The 20,322-nt window shown below is 52.2% G+C and carries 22 protein-coding genes; 16 read left to right on the top strand and 6 right to left on the bottom strand.

The features are described from left to right. Positions 1-75: 75 nt before the first annotated feature. Positions 76-792 carry an orotidine-5'-phosphate decarboxylase gene (pyrF, locus tag PsAD46_RS02620; protein ID WP_063294276.1) on the bottom strand — a complete coding sequence of 239 codons (717 nt, stop codon included), beginning with the start codon at positions 790-792 and terminating at the stop codon, positions 76-78. Between the two features lie 204 nt (positions 793-996). On the opposite strand from pyrF, the gene hisB reads away from it, so the two are divergent. From hisB to PsAD46_RS02565, 11 genes are all read left to right on the top strand, one after another. Continuing rightward, positions 997-1,590 (top strand): imidazoleglycerol-phosphate dehydratase HisB, encoded by a 594-nt coding sequence (gene hisB, locus PsAD46_RS02615; protein WP_063286376.1) that lies wholly within the window; start codon positions 997-999, stop codon positions 1,588-1,590. 35 nt (positions 1,591-1,625) lie between these two features. Further along, positions 1,626-2,099 (top strand): DUF2628 domain-containing protein, encoded by a 474-nt coding sequence (locus PsAD46_RS02610; protein ID WP_063306070.1) that lies wholly within the window; start codon positions 1,626-1,628, stop codon positions 2,097-2,099. Positions 2,100-2,112: 13 nt separating this feature from the next. After that, a complete protein-coding gene (gene hisH / locus PsAD46_RS02605; RefSeq protein WP_063294278.1) occupies positions 2,113-2,766 on the top strand; it encodes an imidazole glycerol phosphate synthase subunit HisH in 654 nt (217 codons plus the stop codon). A 45-nt stretch (positions 2,767-2,811) separates the two neighbouring features. Next, complete coding sequence (gene hisA / locus PsAD46_RS02600; RefSeq protein WP_063294279.1) at positions 2,812-3,555, top strand: 1-(5-phosphoribosyl)-5-[(5-phosphoribosylamino)methylideneamino]imidazole-4-carboxamide isomerase; 744 nt, start codon at positions 2,812-2,814, stop codon at positions 3,553-3,555. Continuing rightward, on the top strand, positions 3,552-4,331 hold the full coding sequence (gene hisF / locus PsAD46_RS02595; protein WP_057463033.1) for an imidazole glycerol phosphate synthase subunit HisF: 780 nt from the start codon (positions 3,552-3,554) through the stop codon (positions 4,329-4,331). The genes hisA and hisF overlap by 4 nt, the downstream gene beginning before the upstream one ends. A 54-nt stretch (positions 4,332-4,385) precedes the next feature. Then, the gene (locus PsAD46_RS02590) at positions 4,386-4,709 is read left to right on the top strand and encodes a phosphoribosyl-ATP diphosphatase (RefSeq protein ID WP_057463034.1); all 324 of its coding nucleotides are present in this window, start codon (positions 4,386-4,388) and stop codon (positions 4,707-4,709) included. Between the two features lie 54 nt (positions 4,710-4,763). Continuing rightward, a complete protein-coding gene (gene coaA / locus PsAD46_RS02585; protein ID WP_057463035.1) occupies positions 4,764-5,729 on the top strand; it encodes a type I pantothenate kinase in 966 nt (321 codons plus the stop codon). 325 nt (positions 5,730-6,054) lie between these two features. Continuing rightward, positions 6,055-7,017 (top strand): hypothetical protein, encoded by a 963-nt coding sequence (locus tag PsAD46_RS02580; protein ID WP_063306069.1) that lies wholly within the window; start codon positions 6,055-6,057, stop codon positions 7,015-7,017. Positions 7,018-7,109: 92 nt separating this feature from the next. Continuing rightward, on the top strand, positions 7,110-7,889 hold the full coding sequence (locus PsAD46_RS02575; protein WP_057463037.1) for a GNAT family protein: 780 nt from the start codon (positions 7,110-7,112) through the stop codon (positions 7,887-7,889). A gap of 166 nt (positions 7,890-8,055) precedes the next feature. Then, positions 8,056-8,313, top strand: a complete 258-nt coding sequence (locus tag PsAD46_RS02570) for a PQ-loop domain-containing transporter (RefSeq protein WP_063306068.1) — start codon at positions 8,056-8,058, stop codon at positions 8,311-8,313. A gap of 153 nt (positions 8,314-8,466) precedes the next feature. Next, entirely contained in the window at positions 8,467-8,772 is a 306-nt protein-coding gene (locus PsAD46_RS02565) for a hypothetical protein (protein WP_063294282.1), read from the top strand. Positions 8,773-8,848: 76 nt separating this feature from the next. Here the strand turns inward: PsAD46_RS02565 and PsAD46_RS02560 are convergent, their stop codons facing one another. Continuing rightward, on the bottom strand, positions 8,849-13,657 hold the full coding sequence (locus PsAD46_RS02560; RefSeq protein WP_063306067.1) for an NAD-glutamate dehydrogenase: 4,809 nt from the start codon (positions 13,655-13,657) through the stop codon (positions 8,849-8,851). Between the two features lie 357 nt (positions 13,658-14,014). Here PsAD46_RS02560 and argC point away from each other — a divergent pair, with 357 nt between their 5' ends. From argC to PsAD46_RS02545, 3 genes are all read left to right on the top strand, one after another. Beyond that, positions 14,015-14,962, top strand: a complete 948-nt coding sequence (gene argC / locus PsAD46_RS02555; RefSeq protein ID WP_063294284.1) for an N-acetyl-gamma-glutamyl-phosphate reductase — start codon at positions 14,015-14,017, stop codon at positions 14,960-14,962. A gap of 40 nt (positions 14,963-15,002) precedes the next feature. Continuing rightward, positions 15,003-15,608 carry a 3-isopropylmalate dehydratase small subunit gene (gene leuD / locus PsAD46_RS02550; RefSeq protein WP_057463042.1) on the top strand — a complete coding sequence of 202 codons (606 nt, stop codon included), beginning with the start codon at positions 15,003-15,005 and terminating at the stop codon, positions 15,606-15,608. 88 nt (positions 15,609-15,696) lie between these two features. Next, positions 15,697-16,233, top strand: coding sequence for a hypothetical protein (locus PsAD46_RS02545; RefSeq protein ID WP_208981631.1), 537 nt, complete (start codon positions 15,697-15,699; stop codon positions 16,231-16,233). Positions 16,234-16,280: 47 nt separating this feature from the next. Here PsAD46_RS02545 and PsAD46_RS02540 read toward each other — a convergent pair whose 3' ends face one another. Together PsAD46_RS02540 and PsAD46_RS02535 are read right to left on the bottom strand one after the other, a co-directional pair. Next, positions 16,281-16,958: an ankyrin repeat domain-containing protein gene (locus tag PsAD46_RS02540; protein WP_063294285.1), complete on the bottom strand. Its 678-nt coding sequence runs from the start codon at positions 16,956-16,958 to the stop codon at positions 16,281-16,283. A 142-nt stretch (positions 16,959-17,100) separates the two neighbouring features. Next, complete coding sequence (locus PsAD46_RS02535; protein ID WP_057463043.1) at positions 17,101-17,724, bottom strand: LysE family translocator; 624 nt, start codon at positions 17,722-17,724, stop codon at positions 17,101-17,103. A 91-nt stretch (positions 17,725-17,815) separates the two neighbouring features. On the opposite strand from PsAD46_RS02535, the gene PsAD46_RS27535 reads away from it, so the two are divergent. Next, positions 17,816-18,286, top strand: a complete 471-nt coding sequence (locus PsAD46_RS27535) for an Lrp/AsnC family transcriptional regulator (protein WP_084404311.1) — start codon at positions 17,816-17,818, stop codon at positions 18,284-18,286. 12 nt (positions 18,287-18,298) lie between these two features. Here PsAD46_RS27535 and PsAD46_RS02525 read toward each other — a convergent pair whose 3' ends face one another. After that, the gene (locus PsAD46_RS02525) at positions 18,299-18,736 is read right to left on the bottom strand and encodes a cyclic nucleotide-binding domain-containing protein (protein ID WP_208980539.1); all 438 of its coding nucleotides are present in this window, start codon (positions 18,734-18,736) and stop codon (positions 18,299-18,301) included. A gap of 94 nt (positions 18,737-18,830) precedes the next feature. Beyond that, the gene (locus PsAD46_RS02520; protein ID WP_063286368.1) at positions 18,831-19,514 is read right to left on the bottom strand and encodes a response regulator transcription factor; all 684 of its coding nucleotides are present in this window, start codon (positions 19,512-19,514) and stop codon (positions 18,831-18,833) included. Positions 19,515-19,779: 265 nt separating this feature from the next. On the opposite strand from PsAD46_RS02520, the gene PsAD46_RS02515 reads away from it, so the two are divergent. Then, positions 19,780-20,286: a L,D-transpeptidase family protein gene (locus tag PsAD46_RS02515; protein ID WP_244273168.1), complete on the top strand. Its 507-nt coding sequence runs from the start codon at positions 19,780-19,782 to the stop codon at positions 20,284-20,286. Positions 20,287-20,322: the final 36 nt, after the last annotated feature.

Here is a 20,322-nt window from a genome sequence, read left to right as displayed (position 1 = left end):
TTCAAGAGACAAAGACAGATGAAGCAAAAAGAGCCTCTGCATGACAGAGGCTCCCGAGTTTGTGCAGTTTAGGCCTTACAGAGCGCTCTCGATCTCAGCGACAACAGCTTCAGCTGCGGCGCGGGGGTCTTCGGCGCGGTAGATTGGGCGGCCGATGACGAGGTAGTCGGAACCAGCTTTGATGGCGTCGTAAGGTGTCATCACACGGCGCTGATCGCCTGCATCTGCGCCTTTAGGGCGTACGCCTGGTGTCACGATGCAGAGCTTGTCGCCAACTTTGGCACGCATGGCGGCGGATTCCATTGGCGAGCAGACGATGCCACCGACGCCAGCAGTTACCGCATCAAGCGCACGCTGATCCACCAAGGTTGCTGTAGGGCCGACGTAGCCCGCATCTTTGAGGTCTTGCTCATCCATTGAAGTGAGCACGGTGACACCCAGCAGGCAGAGGTCTTTGTTGCCGACTTCTTCCAGTGCCTTTACGGCTGCGCGCATATTTTTCGGGTAAGCGTGCACGGTCATGAACTTCATGCCCATTTTTGCAACGTTTTTCACTGCGCTGGTGATGGTGTTGTCGATATCCAGAAGCTTCACATCGAGAAAGATGGAATGCCCTTCCTTCGCCATCTCTTCAGCAAACTGAAGACCACCTGCGAACTGGAGTTGCATGCCAATTTTGTAAGTGCCGACAAGTCCTTGTGTTTGTTTGACGAGCTGGCGGGCCTCATCAACTGTTGGAACATCCAGAGGGAGGATCAGGCGATCGACTGCACTTGCTGGGCGATAAGACATGCGAGGCTCCAAATATCTGCTAGATAAACGGCTCAGTTCCTAACAGTTTGTGCCGAGAAATACCAGAGGGAGTAGCAGATCCTAGCTTTTTCATCTTTGGGTATTTTCAGCGATCCCTTAGCCTGTTAAAACGGCGCGTCTTTAAATGCTTGTGCAGGGGTTTTGCATGAGTATAAGGACTATAAACTTATCAAGGGACATCCCATGCGTCAGGCCACTATTGCCCGCGGCACAAAAGAAACGACGATCTCTGTTTCCATCAATCTGGATGGCACAGGCAAGTACGACATCAAAACCGGTGTTGGTTTCTTTGATCATATGTTGGAACAGCTTTCCCGACATTCGCTCGTGGACATGACGATCCGCGCAGATGGTGACACCCATATTGACGACCACCACACCACCGAGGATGTGGGCATTGCTCTGGGCCAAGCGTTTAAAGAAGCGCTTGGCGACATGAGTGGCATCACCCGCTATGCAGACACGCACCTTGCGATGGATGAAGCTCTGACTCGTGTGGCTCTGGATGTCTCCGGTCGTCCTTTCCTTGTCTGGCAGGTAGATTTCCCACGGGACAAGGTTGGCACGTTTGATACTGAGCTTTTTGAGGAGTTCTTCCGTGCGTTTGCCATGAATGCAGGTTTTACTCTGCACATTGCAAACCTTTATGGCACCAATTGCCATCATATTGCGGAAACATGCTTTAAAGCAGTTGCGCGTACTGTACGCACAGCTATCGAACCAGATCCACGTCAGAGTGGACGCGTGCCAACTACAAAAGGTCAGCTTGGCGGCTAACCTTTTCGGCCCGCAGCTCTGCTTGTTCAGGGAGAATGCAATTGGCTGTCTATTATGTCATGACCGAACCAGGGGTTTCACTTGACCACCTGAAGGACGAGGACGCACGAAACATCAAGTTCGTGAAAGACGGTTTCTCGTGGTGGGCGATGCTCTTCCCGCTGCTCTGGTCTTTGTACAACCGGATGTGGCTGGTCTTCCTCGGGTATCTGGCAGCTATCATTGCACTGGTGTTTGTTGCTGAAGCCTTTGGGTCTACCACTGGCGGCTTTATCACCGTGCTCGCCACTTTGTTTTTTGCGATGGAAGCCGGGTTTCTGAAAAGCTGGAGCCTGCGCCGCAAAAACTGGCAGACTGTCGGGTTTATCTCTGCTGCCAATCTGGATGAGGCAGAAATTCGTTTCTTCGACCGCGTTTCCAAAACCAAAAGTAAAGTGCGGCTTCCACAGGGGCCAGTGGCCCCACACACCAGCGACACTGACGTCGTTGGAATGACACTCAAGCGATAACAGGAGTTTCTTCATGAGTGTGGCAATTATTGATTATGGTTCTGGCAACTTGCGCTCCGCGGCAAAAGCGTTTGAGCATGCAGCCCATAACCATCATCATACTCATGAGGTTACGGTGACTTCTGATCCTTCAGTTGTTGCCAAGGCTGACCGTATCGTTCTGCCCGGTGTTGGCGCATTTGCGGATTGTCGCCGTGGCCTGTTGGCGCTGGATGGCATGGAAGAGGCATTGGCGGAAGCTGTGCTCATCAACGGTAAACCCTTCATGGGGATTTGCGTGGGCATGCAGTTGTTGGCGACTCGTGGGCTTGAATTTGAGAAGGCGGAAGGGCTGGACTGGATCAGCGGTGATGTCACCGCGATGAAACCAGCTAATCCTGAGCTGAAAATTCCTCACATGGGTTGGAACACCATCAACGTCACTGGTGATGAACATCCGGTGCTTGAAGGCATCAAAACCGGCGGTAATGGCCTGCACGCTTACTTCGTGCACTCCTATCACTTTGCGACCGAGAACCCTGAACACCGTTTGGCGAGCTTTGACTATGCGGGTGAGTTCACTGCGATGGTGGGACGAGACAACATGGTTGGCACGCAGTTTCACCCGGAAAAGAGCCAGAAGCTCGGTCTCTCTTTGATTTCCAATTTCCTGAGCTGGGCGCCGTAACGGCTGCCCGCTTTCAGTGACACAGACAAGTCCAAGGACAGAATTATGATTATTTTTCCAGCGATTGACCTTAAAGGCGGCCAGTGCGTTCGTTTGAAACTGGGCGACATGGATCAGGCAACCGTGTTTAACGATGACCCAGGTGCGCAGGCGAAGGCGTTTCAGGACCAGGGCTTTGAATGGCTGCACGTTGTTGACCTTGATGGTGCGTTTGCCGGTGAGACCAAAAACGGCGAAGCTGTTGATGCGATCCTTGCCAACACCACTAACCCGGTTCAACTGGGCGGCGGTATCCGCACCATGGAACACATCGACAACTGGCTGGCGAAAGGCGTTGCACGCGTCATTCTTGGTACCGTGGCTCTCCGTGACCCTGAGCTGGTGAAGGAAGCTTGCAAGAAGTACCCTGACCGCATTGCCGTTGGTATCGACGCAAAAGGTGGCAAGGTTGCAGTTGAAGGTTGGGCAGAGACCTCTGAGTTGACTGTGATTGAGCTGGCGAAGCAGTTCGAAGATGCTGGCGTTGCAGCGATCATCTACACCGACATTGACCGTGATGGCGTTCTTAAGGGCCTGAACATTGAGAGCACACTGGAGCTGGCGAATGCAGTGAGCATTCCGATTATTGCTTCCGGTGGCTTGGCAGATATCAAAGACATTGAGCGTCTGGTGCAAACAGATTGCGATATTCTTGAGGGCGCGATCTCTGGTCGTGCGTTGTATGATGGTCGTCTTGACCCTGCTGAAGCGCTTGACCTGATCAAGAAAAGCCGTGAGGGCCTCGCATGACCCTGAAGGCTCGCATTATTCCATGCCTTGATGTGAAGGATGGCCGTGTCGTGAAAGGCGTCAACTTTGTTGACCTGATCGATGCTGGTGACCCCGTTGAGGCAGCCAAAGCTTATGACGCAGCTGGTGCAGATGAGCTGACGTTCCTTGACATCACAGCCTCCAGCGACAATCGCGACACGATCTATGATGTTGTGCAACGCACTGCTGAAGCTTGCTTTATGCCAGTGACTGTTGGTGGCGGTGTGCGCACTGTTGAAGACATCCGCAAGCTGCTGATCGCCGGGGCTGACAAAGTTTCAATCAACACCGCAGCGGTGAAAAATCCTGAATTTATTCGGGAAGCAGCTCAGAAATTCGGTAGTCAGTGCATTGTTGTCAGCATTGATGCCAAGCGTGTTTCTGCTGAAGGCGAAGAAGAGCGCTTTGAGATTTTTACCCATGGTGGCCGTACGCCAACTGGCATTGATGCTGTTGAATTTGCGCGTAAGGCAGTGGACCTTGGCGCTGGAGAGTTGCTTGTTACATCTATGGACCGTGACGGCACGCAAGAGGGCTACAATTTGCCGCTTACCCGTGCAATTGCGGATGCTGTACATGTACCTGTGATCGCTTCCGGTGGGGTTGGAACTCTGGATCATCTGGTTGAGGGTGTTCGTGATGGACACGCGACTGCTGTGCTTGCTGCTTCAATCTTCCATTTTGGGACTTACAGCATTGAAGAAGCCAAGCAACACATGGCAGATGCTGGAATTCCTATGCGTCTGGATAAGTAAATTTCGCTCAGGTATTCAGAGTAATCCTGAAGCGGCCTCAACAAGGCTAGCCAAATGACCAATTTTACCCTTTCGGACCTAGAGGCTATTGTTGCTGCACGTGCGAACAGTGACGATGAAATGTCATATACCCGCAAACTCATTTCAAAGGGCGTTTCCAAGTGTGCACAGAAGCTTGGAGAGGAAGCCGTTGAAACTGCGATTGCAGCCGTAGAAGGTGATAGAGACGGTGTTGCTTCTGAAGCAGCTGACCTGCTGTATCATCTACTTGTTGTTATGAAGGTTTCCGATGTGTCGCTGGATGAAGTTCTAGCTAAGCTTGCAGCACGCACCGGCCAAACCGGACTGGAAGAAAAAGCGTCTCGTACGGACGACTAGTTTTCTTCCTGTCACGCGAAGTGGGAGGCACGAGGGGCCTTGAGCGCTAACGCTATGCATAAAGAAATCGCTCCAGTGCAAGAGCTGGACCTGTCCCCCTACTCTGTCTTTACAGAGACTGAATGGGCGTCTTTACGCGCAGGCACACCAATGACGTTGAGCATGCAGGAAATTGAAGACCTGCAATCGCTCAATGACTTTGTGTCTCAGGAGCAGGTGAAGAATATTTACCTGCCACTGTCTCGTCTGCTTGCCTATTACGTGGAAGCTTCCCAAAGCCTTCAGTTTGCAACGAAGCGCTTTTTGGGCATGCAGCTGACCCGAACGCCGTTCATCATTGGTATTGCGGGTTCGGTCTCTGTCGGCAAGTCAACGACGGCCCGCCTGTTGCAGGCACTGCTTTCGCGCTGGCCTGCCAGTCCAAAAGTGGACCTGATCACCACTGACGGTTTTTTGTATCCGAACTCTGTTCTGGAAACAGAAGGATTGATGCGTCGGAAGGGCTTTCCTGAGAGTTATGACCGCTCTGCACTGCTCAAATTCCTGACAGACATCAAGGGCGGAGAGCGCAAAGTTCGTGCCCCGATTTACTCTCATTTCTTCTATGATGTGATGCCGGGACAGCATGTCACAGTCGAACAGCCAGATATTTTGATCGTCGAAGGGCTGAACGTTTTGCAGACTTCGCATCAGCCAAAAGCGGCAAAGGCAGTGCCCTTTGTCTCTGATTTCTTTGACTTTTCCATCTACATTGATGCGGAAGAGCAAGTGCTGCAACGCTGGTATCTGGAGCGTTTCATGCGTCTGCGTGAGACGGCATTCCGAGATCCCGGTTCATATTTCCATAAATTTTCCACAATTTCGAATGATAAGGCGCAAGAGATCGCGAAGGACCTTTGGCAAAACATCAATCTGGAGAACCTTCGCCAGAACATCTTGCCGACGCGACCACGCGCTGATCTGATCCTGACAAAGGGAACAGACCATAGCATCGAAACCGTGGCGCTGCGCAAGATCTAAACGAGCAAACGCGCTCTTACATTGCTGACTGACAGACTGGCACCGAGAGGCAGGCGCCAGCCTGTATTGCATGTGTTTGAGCGTTGAGTGCCTGCAGGCCTTCCCCGGAAAGCTTGCTGGAAAGTTTTGCCTGCCGGCGTGCAAGATGCCCCCGAGCAGGAGCTTGCGTCAGTAAAACGACAGCTGCGCACCATCATCAGACTGGCATGAACCACGAAGCGCGTGAGCGCCTCGACCGTTTCTTATTGCCAAGTTCCAGCAATCTCGCATGCAACGCGCGCGGGAACCGGTGCCGCTGTGCCTAAAAAAGGCTTTCGGAGGAATTATGCTACAGCTTGCAAAAGTATCCGCGTATGCAGGGTTTAGTTTTCTGGTTCTCACTACAGCAGTTGCTGCAGGGCCAAACGCTTCTTTTGGTGACCTATCTTTGTCTGAGGAGCCAGTTTCTCTGCTCTCCGGCAAAGATACTCTTCCACAAAACAAGATGACCACCTCCGGCAATTATAATGTTGCCAAGCCAATTCTTGCTAAAGGCTGGGCGACAGCTGAAGACGGCAAGGCAGGCTCTTCTCTTCAACAAATCCTACCTGTTGGCGCACAGCTGAGCGTGCTGGACTGGGCGGCGGACCCAACCAAAGGCGAGCTGGTTCGTCTGGGCGTTGACCAGCCGGACGAAGAAAGCAGCATCACCGCTGACATTTACGTTTCCAAAGCAGATTTTTCGACCTACACACTGACTGAAGTTGCCAAACTCAGCCGTGACGAAGCAGAAAAGATCGCCGGTAGCGAAGAAGACAGCTATATTGGCTATGCTGGCGCAGTGCTGGCTGCAAGCTCTGGCCGTGTTCGCTCTGTTCGTCGCCGCCGCGGAATGACTTACTGCTACCGCTATGTGAAGAAGCATCTGATTTCTGAAGGTCTGGTAGACACCTACATTCCGGGTGGCTCGGCTTACATGGCGATCAAGGCTCTCCCGAAATATGGCTTCAAACGCTTGCGCGTGAGCAGCCCTGACCGTGCGCCAGATGGCTCGATCTGCGTTTATAACCGCGACAAACGCAATCGCCACGGCCACATTGAAGTGAAGAAAAGCGATACCTGCTACTGGTACGGCTACGGCTGTAGCAAGAACTCCATGTATGGACGTCGCGACTTTTACGACTGTTTTGCCAAAGGTGACATTAAGCGGAGTTTCTGGGCGTTTACGTCTTCGAGGAAAGACGAGGACGACAATGAACGCGGAAGTTCTGCTCTTGTAAGAAAGAACGATCCTTCTGAACGCCTTTAATACCTGATGATGACACCCTGACTGAAAGGTCGGGGTTTTGTCATTTTGGTGCTTTAAACTTTCCAGATCGGGACATTCCGAGGAGGCCTAAAATGCTTGCATATCTAGCTGCACTGAAATCCGCAGAGAAATCCGAAAAGGATCCCTCTCAAAACCAGAACGAACTGGGGCAGGTCGTGGGCGAAGATATGTTGGATTGGGCTCCGGCTCAGCTGCCGACAGACGAGACGATGGTCGGTCACTTTTGCAGACTGGAGCGACTGGACCCCGAAAAGCATGCGCAAGACCTGTATGAGGCGTTCAGTGTCGATACAGAAGGCCGGAACTGGACCTATCTGGATGAAGGCCCTTTTCCAGACTTTGAAAGCTTTGAGCAATACATCAAGGAGTTGGCTGCCGGGAACGACCCGTTTTCATTTGCTATCATTGAACAAGAAGGCGGGAAAGCTCTTGGTGTCGCGAGTTATATGAACATTGTGCCTGAAACTGGCAGCATTGAAGTTGGGCACATCCACTTCTCCCCCCTGCTGCAACGCAAGTGCGGTGGCACGGAAGCGATGTTCCTGATGATGCAGCGAGTGTTCGATAAATGGGGCTACCGTCGTTACGAATGGCGTTGTAATGCCTTGAACAAAGTATCTCGCAAAGCAGCTGTGCGCCTTGGCTTCAGCTACGAGGGAACATTGCGTCAGGCATCCGTTGTCAAAGGCAAGAACCTTGATACGGCCTGGTTCTCGGTGCTTGATAGCGAATGGCCCGTTTTGCGTGCCTCCTTTGAAAAATGGCTTTCACCTGCGAACTTCAAGGAAAACGGCGCGCGCATCAAAACGCTGTCCGAACTGGTTGCACGAGAAGAGGTCCGAGTCTTTTAACGACCTATTAGCCGACCTAATGATGATGAAGCCTCGGTACGCCCGAGGCTTTTTTTGTGCGAAGACCTGCCGCACATGCACCTATTACGCTAGATTTCATCTTGTGCTACCCTGCATACACCTACCCAGTTTTTTCTTATCTCACATTAAAAATGCGATTATCACTATGCTCATTTATGCAGATTACATCGGCTATCTCGCTGCCATTATTGGCACCTTGTGCTGGCTTCCTCAGACCGTGAAAACGTGGCGGTCTCGCGAAACAAAAGACCTCTCCCTTGCTGCAAACCTTCTTGTCCTGAGCACTGTGGTGCTCTGGTTTGTCTATGGCATCATGATGGAGGCCTGGCCGCTTGTTGTTGGCAATATCATCTCTATTATCGCGGTTGGTGCGATTGTGACCGCCAAGCTGATCTATAAATGAGATCGCGCACAGAATGTGTCGGATTTGAATAGATAGAGGCCCACAACATTAAGCTCAGGTTCAGCACACCTTTCGGGACGTAATAGACAGAGACGCTGGTTTAAATTCATATCTATGGGGAGGATATGTTTTGACACGTGAGAAGGAACCAGCATGTTCGACCTCAATAAAAACAATAAGAACGCCGCCGCCCAACAGGAACTCAAAGCGCAGTTGGAAGCGCTCCGTTCAAAATCAGGAACCAAGGTCGAAGAAGAACGCATCGAAGGCGTAGATAAGAGCGTACTTGATCGCGCTGCCGCCCCTCGCGAAGTGCAGCTGACCCATGACATTGCCGCAGCGCGTGAGAAGTACCGCGCTGCTACCGGCGATGAGGACAAGAAGGCCGCGATGAAGCATATCTCCGACCTTGAAATGCGACTTGCGATGGAAAAAGAGAAAAACGCCAAGAATAGATAATTCTGATTTCAGGCAAAGAAAAACCCCGATGCAAGGTGCTGCACCGGGGTTTTGTTTTTTGTACTGTTTGCAGAGCTTAGTTTGCAAGCTCTGCCAGCATGCCAGCTGCCACAGAGAACTTGGAAACCGACAGGTTCTTCTCCAGAATCTCGTTGGTTGCCTGCTGTGTTCTTTCAGCTTTACCGCCATTGCGTTCCAGCCAGCCATCAAAGCCTTTTTCGTCCGCAAGGGCTTGAGCAGCCAGATCACGCAGAGCATTTGCCAGGATGGAACGGGAACGGTCGAGCGCCAATCCGTCATAGTAGTCACGAATGACAAACTCACGAGCCAGCTCTTCAATCGCACCAAACTTGAAGTGCTCGGCCACGCGGAAGTAGGAGGCTGCAACTTCATCCACGTCACGGTTGGCTTTTTCGGAAACCAGAACGATATCCGGGATCACCATTTCGCCGATGAGACGGGCGATGCGAGCTGCGATCATGATTGGAACACCAGCTTCCACCAGACGATCAGTTTCCGCTTTGAGCGTTGCTGCCCGTTCTTCGGAAAGGAATGTTTCCAGACGTGGAGACAGACGCTTGACGGTATCGCGGAAGCGGTTGATCGCTGCTTCCAAACCATCTTCGAAGGAGACGTTGCGCAGGAACCAGATCACCATACCCAGCACCAGATCCTGAACCAGAGTATAGAGCTCTAGCTGCAGATCACCGGAGATGGTGTTGTCGAGACGGTCGATCTCTTCGTTCAGCTGGGTCAGTCCAAAGGCATCACGCACCACAGCGAAGGCACGGGCTACATCAGCGACAGACGCGCCGGTCTGATCGATGATGCGGGTCAGGAATGCAGGACCACCCCGGTTGATGATGGAGTTCGCCAGCATTGTTGCGATGATTTCGCGACGCAGACGGTGTCCTTCAATTTCCTGAGTGTAGGTCTCTGCCATCTGTTTCGGGAAGTAGCGGTACAGCTCTTTCGCGAGGTAGGCATCATCAGGAACGGAGCTGTTCAGCAACTCATCATGGAGCGTGAGTTTAGCATATGCCAGCAGCACGCCCAGTTCTGGACGAGACAGATGCTGACCTGCTTTTTCACGTTCTTCGATGGTCACATCATCTGGCAGATCTTCAACAACACGATCCAGCAGATCCTGAGATTCGAGCTGACGCATCATGCGGACCTGATAGCCCAGGTCTTCAAGGCCACGACGATCACAGAGGGAGATTGCCAGAGTTTGCAGGTAGTTGTTACGCAGCACCAGCTGAGCAACTTCGTCTGTCATATCTGCCAGCAGAACGTTGCGGTCTGGAGTGGTGAGGGTACCCTTCTTGACTGCAGCGCCCAGCGCAATCTTGATGTTCACTTCCATATCGGAGGAGTTCACACCAGCGGAGTTGTCAATCGCATCGGAGTTACAGCGACCACCGGCACGAGAGAACTCGATACGAGCTTTCTGAGTGATGCCGAGGTTTGCACCTTCGCCGATGACTTTCGAACCGACTTCAGCCGCTGTGATGCGGATTGCGTCGTTGCCGCGGTCGCCCACATCGCTGTTGTTTTCGTCAGAAGCGCGGATGTATGTGCCGATACCACCGAACCACAGCAGGTCTGCCTGCATCTTCAGGATAGCGGTCATGACTTCCTGAGGAGATGCTTTCGACTTGTTGAGGCCGAGCATCTTCTGAACCTGAATGGTCAGAGGAATAGACTTGGAAGAACGTGGGTAGATGCCGCCGCCTTCTGAGATCAGTTCCTTGTTGTAGTCCTGCCAGGACGAACGCCCCAGATCGAACATACGCTTGCGTTCTTCCCAGGTCACAGCTGGATCCGGGTTCGGGTCAAGGAAGATGTCGCGGTGATCAAAGGCAGCAACGAGTTTGGTTGCCTTTGAAAGCAGCATACCGTTGCCGAACACGTCTCCAGACATGTCACCAACACCACATGCGGTGAATGGCTCTTTCTGGATGTCACGGTCCATTTCGCGGAAGTGACGTTTCACAGCTTCCCAGCCGCCGCGAGCGGTGATGCCCATCTTCTTATGGTCATACCCAGCGGAGCCGCCGGACGCGAATGCATCGCCCAGCCAGAAGCCTTTGCTTTCTGAGATCGCGTTTGCGGTGTCTGAGAAGGTCGCGGTGCCTTTATCAGCTGCCACAACGAGGTATGGGTCGTCCTGATCGTGACGAACAACCAGCTCTGGTGGCAGGATGAGGTCAGCGTCCAGATTATCTGTCAGATCCAGCAGGGAGGAGATGAAGATCTTGTAGGCTTCAGTTCCTTCTGCAATCCACTCATCCCGACTGCCTGTTTTTGGAAGCTGTTTCGGCAGGAAACCACCTTTTGAGCCAACAGGAACGATCACAGCGTTTTTGACCTGCTGTGCTTTCACAAGGCCCAGCACTTCTGTGCGGTAATCCTGAGCACGGTCGGACCAACGCAGGCCACCACGAGCAGCCGGACCAAAGCGCATGTGCACGCCTTCAACGCGTGGGCTGTACACAAAGATCTCGCGGTACGGCAGCGGCTTTGGCAGGCCTTCCACTTTATGTGGGTCAAGTTTGAATGCGAAGGTTGGTTTTGGCTGGCCAGCATCATCCAACTGGAAGAAGTTGGTGCGCAATGTTGCCAGGATCAGATTCTGGAAACGACGGAGAATACGGTCGTCATCCAGGCTCGTTACTTCATCAAGGCTTGCGGAAATCTCATCAATCAGACGACCCTCCTTACCCGAACGTTCAAACGTTCCGAGTGTAGGATCGAAGCGTGTATGGAACAGGTGAACGAGCTGCTGAGCGATCTGTGGATAGCGGTTAAGAGTTCCCCACATATAATCTTCAGAATAGAGGATTCCAGCCTGACGCAAGTAGCGGGAGAGTGCGCGGATCATAGCGATGTCGCGCCATGCCAATCCTGCTGTCAGTGCAAGGGCGTTATAACCATCGTTTTCAGCCTGCTTGTTCCAGACTGCCAGGAACAATGCACCGAGGCGCTCGATGTCCGCTTCTGTGAAGTTGCGGAAGCGGTTTTCGTCCAAATGCAACGTGGTGTCGTGCAGATAGCTAAGTTCGCGATCTGACGGCGTAATCCGGTAGGTTCTCTCGTTGATGACGCGGAACCCGAGATTTTCGAGCATCGGCACACGAGCGGACAATGGAATCGGTTTGTTGAGGTGGTAAGCCCGCAGAGAAATCTGGCCCTTGCCTTCACGCTCGCGCTTGTAGAAGCTGATAACAAGCGGGCGCTTCTCGCCCAGTTGTTCAACGCGGCGAATATCCTTGGTCGCGGTCACCGCTGGTGTCGCGGAGGTGTATTCACCATCAAACGCAGAACCATATCGCTTCAGCAGCGCGCCAGAGATGGCGTTGCCATAGACTGAGCGGAGCGCTTCTCGCAGGCTGTCTGTCCAGGTACGGACAATAACCTGAATGGAAGCTTCCAGCTCTGCCTGAGACGGTTGAGGCGTATCGCCGATATAACGGCCAACGATGTAGTGGACGCGGACGAGAGGCCCTTCAGGGAACGTTGCGTACCAAGCTGACAGACGGCCTTCGTAGACATTTGCCAGATACTTACCAACCCGCTCACGAATGCTCGTGGTGAAATGATCACGCGGGATGTAGGTGATGATCGATACGAAACGATCGAACTTGTCGGTTCTGGACAGAACACGGACACGTGGGCGCTCGTTGAGCTGAAGAATCGCATCAGCAAAGTTGGAGAGCGTTTCAACATCAATCTGGAACAGATCATCACGCGGATAACCTTCCAAGATGTTGCGAAGTGCACGACCGCTGTGGCTTTCCGGATCAAAGCCGTGCTTCTTCATTACTTTCGCGGTCTTATGGCGAATATAAGGAATGGAGCTGGTTGAGCGGGTGTACGCTGTTGCGGTGAAGAGACCGACAACGCGCAGTTCACCACGAAGCTTGCCTTCATCATCAAACAGCTTCACGCCAACATAGTCCATGTGAACATGACGGTGGACGCGGCTGCGGATGTTGGCTTTACCGATGATCAGTGGTTCCGGCTTCAGCAGGAACTCTCTGATTTCCGGCGTCATAACAACGAATTCAGAGCCCTTGCGGAGCACCCGGACCTTCGGATCGGTCAGAATGCCGAGACCTGAGCCTTCGATCAGAGAGAGTTCGCTGTTTTCGCTGGTGTCATCAAAAATGAATTCGCGAATCCCCAAGAGGGTGAAATTATCAGCCGCCATCCACTCAAGGAAGGCGATTGCTTCGTCAAACTGCTTGTTGTCTGCCTTTGCGCGAACCTGCTGGTATTCTTCAACCGCCAGCTGGATTCTATCGCGCATTGGGCGCCAGTCTTGCACGGCCTGACGGACGTCATTGAGAACAAGGTCAAGAGTCTCTTCGAGTTTCTTGATGTCCTCATCAGAATTCAAACGTGTAAGGTGGATGTGGATGAGACTTTCGCGGCGAACAGATGGTCCTCCAAGACCAACAGTGCCGTGGAACTTTTGCAGGCCGCCATCATCATCACGCTCTACGATGAAGAGCGGGTGCAGTACGAGGCGTACTTCGTAGCCGGCTGTCTGGATTGCCCCCATCGCGGAGGAAACGAGGAAGGCCATGTTATCGTTGACGATTTCAACGATGGTAATGTCTTCGAGCTGCTTGCCGTCAGCGTTTGGCTGCGGGTTGAACACACGAATACGATGGGTCCCCAGCGGGTGATTTGCGAAATCAGCCCAGGCTTCCTGCGATACGACCGCAAGCTCTGATGGGGTATAGTTCAGGAGATCTTCTGCATCGGCGTGAGAGAAGAGGTCTTCAGCAAACCTTGCTTCGTCTTCGTTATCGTCAATTAGCAGTGCACAGGTATCGGCAATAAGCCCAGCTTTAGCCTCGGCTGTCGTTACAGACATTCAGGCGTTCCTCATCCAACATTATAGTCGGCACAGGCTGCGCGAACATGCCACATGGACGCGGCCTATGCCTTTGAAACCTATTAAGGTGCATTTACTCAATATTTCAATGCGAAACGCGACAAGAATCCCGCAAAAACATCGTTTTCAGTAGAATGTGTTCGGATGTGAGCGACATACGGGAATTCTTGTAATATTCGAAAAGCCTTTCCTGTGAACCTGAAGTTGCTTGAGCCCCCCTCAACTGCCAATTGAGGACAGAGGCCTAAAAAAACGCGCCCTATTCTGTGACAATGGGTGATGGACGTTGTACAACCCCTGAACCTAATTCCAACTACAAGCTCCAAGGAGTCGAAAATGTCAGTGCGCGTGTTCATTGATGGAGAAGCCGGAACGACGGGTCTACAGATCCGCGAGCGTCTGGCCGGGCGCCGTGACATTGAGATCCTCAGCATCGCTCCGGAGCGCCGCAAGGAGCTGGCAGCTCGTGCCGAGCTTTTGAATTCTGCTGATGTTGCGATCCTGTGCCTACCCGATGCAGCTGCACTGGAAAGCGTGTCGCTCATCAAGAACGACAGCACCCGCGTTATTGATGCATCTTCTGCGCACCGTGTTAATCCAGATTGGGCCTACGGCTTTCCTGAGATGACGAAGGATCAGGCGGAGATCATTTCCAACGCGCGTTTCGTTTCCAATCCGGGTTGTTACCCGCAAGGCGTGATCGCGACTGTGCGTCCACTGCTGGAAGCTGGGGTTATTCCGTCCACCCACGCACTCACTGTGAACGCAGTTTCCGGTTATACTGGCGGTGGCCGTCAGATGATTGAAAAGTATGAAGCCAGCGACAAGCCGTCTTCTTACTGGCCTTACGGTTTGCAGTTTGGACACAAACATCTGCCGGAAATGCAGCTGTATGCTGACCTTGCCCATGCACCTTTGTTCCAGCCAGCGGTTGGCAACTATGCGCAGGGTATGATGACATTTGTTCCGTTGCAGCTGGGACAACTGCGTAACGCACCGACAGGCAAAGACCTGCACGCTGTGCTTGATGACCATTTCTCCAGCATTGCTGGCGATGTGGAAGTCGCAGGGTTTGAAAGCGTCAACGCAATTGAGGACCTGAGCCCGGAAATCTTCAACGGTACAAACAAAATGCAGCTGCACGTTTTTGCCAATGATGACCGGCACCAAGCTCTGCTGGTCGCAATCTATGACAACCTTGGCAAGGGCGCTTCCGGCGCAGCCGTCCAAAACCTGAATATTATGATGGGCCTGAACGAGAGCATTGATCTCGCTGTAGCCTAATAAAAATTAGAGAATTCCAGAGATCCGAGGAGAGTCGTCCATGGAAAAGTTTAGTACACTGACAGGCGTTGCTGCGCCGCTGCCACTGGTCAACATCGACACCGATATGATCATCCCGAAGCAGTTTCTGAAAACCATCAAGCGTTCAGGCCTTGGCACTGCACTTTTCCATGAGATGCGGACCAACGACGACGGTTCCAGGAACGAAGAGTTTGTGCTGAACAAGCCAAGCTACGAGAATGCTCAGATCCTTGTTGCTGGTGACAACTTCGGCTGCGGCTCTTCCCGTGAGCACGCGCCCTGGGCTCTGCTGGATTACGGCATTCGCTGTGTGATCTCCACCAGCTTTGCTGACATCTTCTACAACAACTGCTTTAAAAACGGTATTCTGCCGATCGTGGTGAGCCAGGAAGATCTCGACAAGCTTATGGATGATGCGTCCCGCGGTGCAAACGCGACACTGACTGTTGATCTGGAAGAACAGGAAGTGCGCGGCCCGGATGGTGGCTCAATCAAGTTTGATCTGGACCCACACCGCAAGCATTGCCTGCTGAACGGCCTTGACGACATTGGTCAGACTTTTCAAAAGACCGACCACATCGACAGCTACGAAGACAAACTAGGACTGAGCCATCCTTGGCACTAACCAAGTTGGTATAAAGCAAATTTTTCAGGGCGCCCTTGTGGCGCCCTTGTTATATGGACTCCGCACGGTGCAATCCTTGGAGATCTGAATGAATAAAGACGCTGGCAAGAGCTTCTCGTTCAAGGCGACATTTATTTGGAGTTTCGCAGCCTTATTCCTTCCAATCTGGATTCTAGGTTTCACTGCCAGCATTTTTGCCGGAACTTGTCAGAAGCCTGGTATTGATGAAGAGAGAAAAGTCCGCGCCTGCAGCATTTCCATCACAACAGGTTTCTTGAACACCCTCATCGCATCTGAAGAAAAGAAACTTGCGATGTTGTACTTAGAACGCGGCATTGCACTTAGTCACCTCGATCATTCGCAAGAAGCAATTGAGGACTTTAGGCTCGCGATAGAGAAGGCTACCGGCATTCCATTGCCTGAGTTGGCTCAGCGCATTGAAGCTAATGACAACTTTCTGGAATTCTTCCATAAGCGCACAGGCCAAAAGCTCACTCGATCCCCTCTTTCAACTCTTGGGTATTCTAGCAGAAAGCGATTTGAAGGGCTGATCTTGCGGTTGATTAGTGAGGACCCAGCTTCCAAAGCTTGGTCCAACTGGGAAAAGCTGCTTAAAGAGGCTTAAAGCTAAAGAGCCTTGTTTCCTCACCAATCTCTGTCAGCTTAAGCAGCCTAGTCTTCCAAGAGCTGTACGATTGCTGTGTGGCCTTTGTTGCGGGCGTGGTCGATTGGGAGGGCACCGTTGCGGTCGGCGATGGTTTTGTCAGCTCCGGCATCAACGAGTTTCTTGACGATCGTCTGATAAGGTTCGCTGCCGTCGCCAAGAATGGTGGCCTCAAGAAGGGCAGTCCAGCCCAGATTGTTGACATGATCAAGCGGTGCGCCAGCATCAATCAGCATGGAAACAATCTCGACAGCCCCCTGATGGCTGCCGTAGATGAGTGCAGAGCCTTCATAGACAGATGTCACCATGGAAGGGTCGATCCCTAAGTCCAGAGCCAACCGTGCCAGTTCAGGGTTACTCGTGGTGATCGCGATGTTCAGCACATCACGCTTTTTGGCATCCATCAGATTGATGTTGGCACCGAGTTTGACCAAGTGTTCGACCAGCTCAAGGTCTCCACGTCTGGCTGCAACGATGACCGCTGTATCACCAGAGCTGTCACGGGCATCCAGTGACGCTCCGGCCTTTGCGATTTGGTCTAATGCCTTCATGTCATTCGCCTCTACTGCAGCAAAAACGTCTTGCTCTGAATAATTTTGAGCAAGCGCAGAAGAATTTGGCCCACCCAGAGTGAGCAGTGTAGCCACGACGGCTCCTGCGAGTACTTTACTGACGGTGTTTAGCATGGAAGCAATTTCCTCTTTGAGTGAGACGTTGGTTGGCTCAGTCAAAGCGGCAAACTATGACTGCATGAAGGCGACATGCAGTCATATCACAAGCTGACGGCTTGATTTACAATGCGCTTTTCAAAAGATCGTGCAGATGTGTTTACGCTATATCGGCAACGACCATAGAGATGCCGACAGCAAAAACACAAAGGCTGGCGAGCATGGAGACGCGTTTGCCGTTGTTGCTGTTTGCCAGCCACACGCGGGCAGGACCAGAAACGAGGCTGCCAACGCCGTAATAGACAATCAGACAGAGCAAGCTTGCCACCATGCCGAAAACCAGCGCGTAGAGCCAGAAAGGCATAACCTCCGGCACATAGAACTGCGGCAGCAGGGAGAAATAGAAGAGCATTCCCTTTGGGTTCAGCAAACTGGTGAGGAAGCCGAACTTCAGATCATTGGTATCTGCTGGTGCTTGTTGCTCATCTTCTGAAGTCCACATGCCGCTTGCGAAGAAGAGGCGATAGGCCAGGTACATAAGGTAGGCCAGACCTACCCAGCGGATTGCCTGAAACAGCCTTGGTTCCGCCAGGAAGAGAGACTGAAAGCCCGCAGCAACCAAAACGGTGAACACGAGATAGCCAGCTGAAATTCCGAGAGATGCTTTGAGGGCAGCGGGTTTTCCGCTCGCAAGTGCCCTGCTGGTGACATACAGCATATCCGGGCCGGGCACGATAATCAGACTTAGGATGGTGATCAAAAAGAGAAGGGTATTCGCTGCCATTGAGAGTATTTTCTTATGAGAGGTTTTATTCCAAATTTTCTCCGAATATACTGCGGCGCATACCCTCCGAATATCGAATTGATTCCGAAAAATGACCACTTCTCACCATCTCGACCGAACAGACTTCGTTATATTGGAAATTTTGCAGAACAATGCACTGCTTCCCAATAAACAGGTGGCTGCAGAGGTTAACCTGAGCCCATCGGCTTGCCATGAGCGTATTAAGCGTTTGAAAGACAGTGGTATTTTACAGAGTAGCCATGCCGTCGTGGACCCGAAAGCCTATGGAGTGGGCTTTGAGGCCATGTTCTTCATTCAGCTGGACAGACACGAGGCGCTGCTGGTGGAGGAATTCATGCAGGAGGTCGTTGGGCTACCGGAAGTAAAATCTGTCACGCTCATCAGTGGAGCATACGATATCGTCGCCCATCTGCGTGTTCGCGATATCGATCACCTGAAAAGCCTCGCCTTTGAAAAGTTCACAAAGCGGGCCTATATCACCAAGATCGAAAGCTCGATTATCTATGATTTTAAAGAGAGCCGCGTGCAGAAGCCGCTTTAAAGGGCTGCTGGCTTAACTGCGCTTAGCAGCAACTTCTTGTTTATGGCGCTCATTGAGAGCGTCCACTTCGTCCAGCTTGCGACCAACCCGCGCCAAAGCGGCAGCAGCTGTCGTAAACTGGTTAGCTTTATCGACATAAAGCTTTTGCGCAGTTTCAGGAAATTCCTGTAGCATGCGGGAGAAGAGTGCACGGCGGACGCGGATCAATTCGCAATTTTCAAGTGCGACAGCGCGAGCCGGACGTTTGCCCTCAGCCATCAGCGCGTTTTCGCCGAACAGAGTACCGGGGCCGTAGGTGCCTCTGGGACGCGCGTCGCGCCCCATACCGGTTTCCAGCTGCACCTTGCCGATTGTCAGCACGATGCCACCGTCTGCCCGCTCACCCTCATTAAAAATTGTTCCACCTTTAGACACCTGCATGGTTTCCGCACTGAATGCGAGCAGGCGCAACTGGTCCTCTGAAAATTGCGAGAGGAGAGGAACGCGTCTTAAGATTTCGATGTCGCGGGCTAGACTCATAGTTCTTGGATTAGCTGCTTATGCCTCAAGGCACAAGCTTATATCCACCAGCTTCTGTCACGAGCAGCTCCGCATTGGACGGGTCACGCTCAATTTTCTGACGCAGACGGTAAATATGAGTTTCCAGCGTGTGTGTGGTAACGCCGGAGTTGTAGCCCCAAACCTCATGCAGTAGCACGTCGCGTGTCACTGGCTTTTCACCTGCACGGTAGAGGAACTTCAGGATAGAAGTTTCTTTTTCGGTCAGACGAACCTTCCCACCATTATCGTCCTGCATGGACTTTGCAGCAGGCTGGAAGGAATAACGGCCAATGGTGAACACAGCATCTTCGCTCTGTTCATGCTGACGCAGATGCGCACGAATGCGAGCAAGCAGAACAGCGAACTTGAATGGCTTGGTGACGTAGTCGTTTGCGCCAGCTTCCAAACCAAGGATTGTGTCACTGTCTGTATCATGACCGGTGAGCATGATGACTGGAGCGCCAAAGCCTGCTTTACGCAGCAACTTCACAGCTTCACGGCCATCAATGTCCGGCAGACCAACGTCCATAAGAACCAGGTCGAAGTGATCTTCTTTTGCTTTTTTGATGCCAGTCGCAGCACTGTCAGCTTGAGTGGTTTCAAATTCATCATAAAGCGACAGCTGCTCAACGAGCGCTTCACGCAGATCGTTATCGTCATCTACAAGCAGAATTTTACGTGCAGTCATATTCTCACCCAATCACCAATCTTTGGTGCTAGCCCTAAAACTTATCTCACATAAATACATGAAGGGTTGCCGAAAAAAAGGCGAGCAAAAACGTGGTAATTCTCAAAGTTTTTCGTAAAATCTACTTCACGCGTAAGTGACCCCCGCTTTATTTGGGAGTGTTTCTCCCGGTGTTTTCCGCAGGACAACAGGTTCATAGATGCTTCCTCTCGCAGTACCCACTCCCCCCGCAAAGCTACTTAAGAAGACCCAGAAGACCCTATTTGTGCGGCATACAGGTGATGAGCCTCACTCAGGAACACTGACACTAGGCGCAGTAACATTTGCGTGTGCACTTGGACGATCTGGTTTGACGCACACAAAGCGCGAAGGTGACGGTGCAACTCCGATTGGGCGTTTTGAACTGCTGAATGTGTATTACCGCTCGGATCGCAGCTCTTGTCCAGTCACGTATTTGCCAGTTTCGCCCTTGTCCCAGAGCGATGGATGGTGTGATTCTCCTCAGGATACTCTTTATAACCGCCCCGTCGATCTGCCGTTTGAGCCCAGCCATGAGAAGATGTGGCGAGATGACCGGCTTTACGACATTGTTGTCGTGCTGGATTGCAATATGTATCCGGCGGTCAAAGGCGAAGGCAGCGCAATCTTCTTTCACGTGGCACGAGAAGGCTTTTTACCGACAGAGGGATGCGTTGCGGTTTATCCAGAAGTGATGCGTGAAATCCTGAAGGAAATGGCGCCTGGAGATGTAATGGAAGTCTGTGCGGATTAGTGCAAAACCAGAGAATTCGATTAGGGAGGCTTTAAA

It is taken from the genome of Pseudovibrio sp. Ad46, from assembly GCF_001623065.1.
In the GTDB taxonomy this organism is placed as follows: Bacteria; Pseudomonadota; Alphaproteobacteria; order Rhizobiales; family Stappiaceae; genus Pseudovibrio.
Note: the sequence above shows the minus strand (reverse complement) of the source record. Positions and strands in the feature narration are given on the sequence as shown.

Excerpts from the sequence above, each read along its gene's own strand:
- pyrF (WP_063294276.1), bottom strand. The coding sequence starts at position 792 with ATGTCTTATCGCCCAGCAAGTGCAGTCGATCGCCTGATCCTCCCTCTG.
- hisB (WP_063286376.1), top strand. The coding sequence starts at position 997 with ATGCGTCAGGCCACTATTGCCCGCGGCACAAAAGAAACGACGATCTCT.
- PsAD46_RS02610 (WP_063306070.1), top strand. The coding sequence starts at position 1,626 with ATGCAATTGGCTGTCTATTATGTCATGACCGAACCAGGGGTTTCACTT.
- hisH (WP_063294278.1), top strand. The coding sequence starts at position 2,113 with ATGAGTGTGGCAATTATTGATTATGGTTCTGGCAACTTGCGCTCCGCG.
- hisA (WP_063294279.1), top strand. The coding sequence starts at position 2,812 with ATGATTATTTTTCCAGCGATTGACCTTAAAGGCGGCCAGTGCGTTCGT.
- hisF (WP_057463033.1), top strand. The coding sequence starts at position 3,552 with ATGACCCTGAAGGCTCGCATTATTCCATGCCTTGATGTGAAGGATGGC.
- PsAD46_RS02590 (WP_057463034.1), top strand. The coding sequence starts at position 4,386 with ATGACCAATTTTACCCTTTCGGACCTAGAGGCTATTGTTGCTGCACGT.
- coaA (WP_057463035.1), top strand. The coding sequence starts at position 4,764 with ATGCATAAAGAAATCGCTCCAGTGCAAGAGCTGGACCTGTCCCCCTAC.
- PsAD46_RS02580 (WP_063306069.1), top strand. The coding sequence starts at position 6,055 with ATGCTACAGCTTGCAAAAGTATCCGCGTATGCAGGGTTTAGTTTTCTG.
- PsAD46_RS02575 (WP_057463037.1), top strand. The coding sequence starts at position 7,110 with ATGCTTGCATATCTAGCTGCACTGAAATCCGCAGAGAAATCCGAAAAG.
- PsAD46_RS02570 (WP_063306068.1), top strand. The coding sequence starts at position 8,056 with ATGCTCATTTATGCAGATTACATCGGCTATCTCGCTGCCATTATTGGC.
- PsAD46_RS02565 (WP_063294282.1), top strand. The coding sequence starts at position 8,467 with ATGTTCGACCTCAATAAAAACAATAAGAACGCCGCCGCCCAACAGGAA.
- PsAD46_RS02560 (WP_063306067.1), bottom strand. The coding sequence starts at position 13,657 with ATGTCTGTAACGACAGCCGAGGCTAAAGCTGGGCTTATTGCCGATACC.
- argC (WP_063294284.1), top strand. The coding sequence starts at position 14,015 with ATGTCAGTGCGCGTGTTCATTGATGGAGAAGCCGGAACGACGGGTCTA.
- leuD (WP_057463042.1), top strand. The coding sequence starts at position 15,003 with ATGGAAAAGTTTAGTACACTGACAGGCGTTGCTGCGCCGCTGCCACTG.
- PsAD46_RS02545 (WP_208981631.1), top strand. The coding sequence starts at position 15,697 with ATGAATAAAGACGCTGGCAAGAGCTTCTCGTTCAAGGCGACATTTATT.
- PsAD46_RS02540 (WP_063294285.1), bottom strand. The coding sequence starts at position 16,958 with ATGCTAAACACCGTCAGTAAAGTACTCGCAGGAGCCGTCGTGGCTACA.
- PsAD46_RS02535 (WP_057463043.1), bottom strand. The coding sequence starts at position 17,724 with ATGGCAGCGAATACCCTTCTCTTTTTGATCACCATCCTAAGTCTGATT.
- PsAD46_RS27535 (WP_084404311.1), top strand. The coding sequence starts at position 17,816 with ATGACCACTTCTCACCATCTCGACCGAACAGACTTCGTTATATTGGAA.
- PsAD46_RS02520 (WP_063286368.1), bottom strand. The coding sequence starts at position 19,514 with ATGACTGCACGTAAAATTCTGCTTGTAGATGACGATAACGATCTGCGT.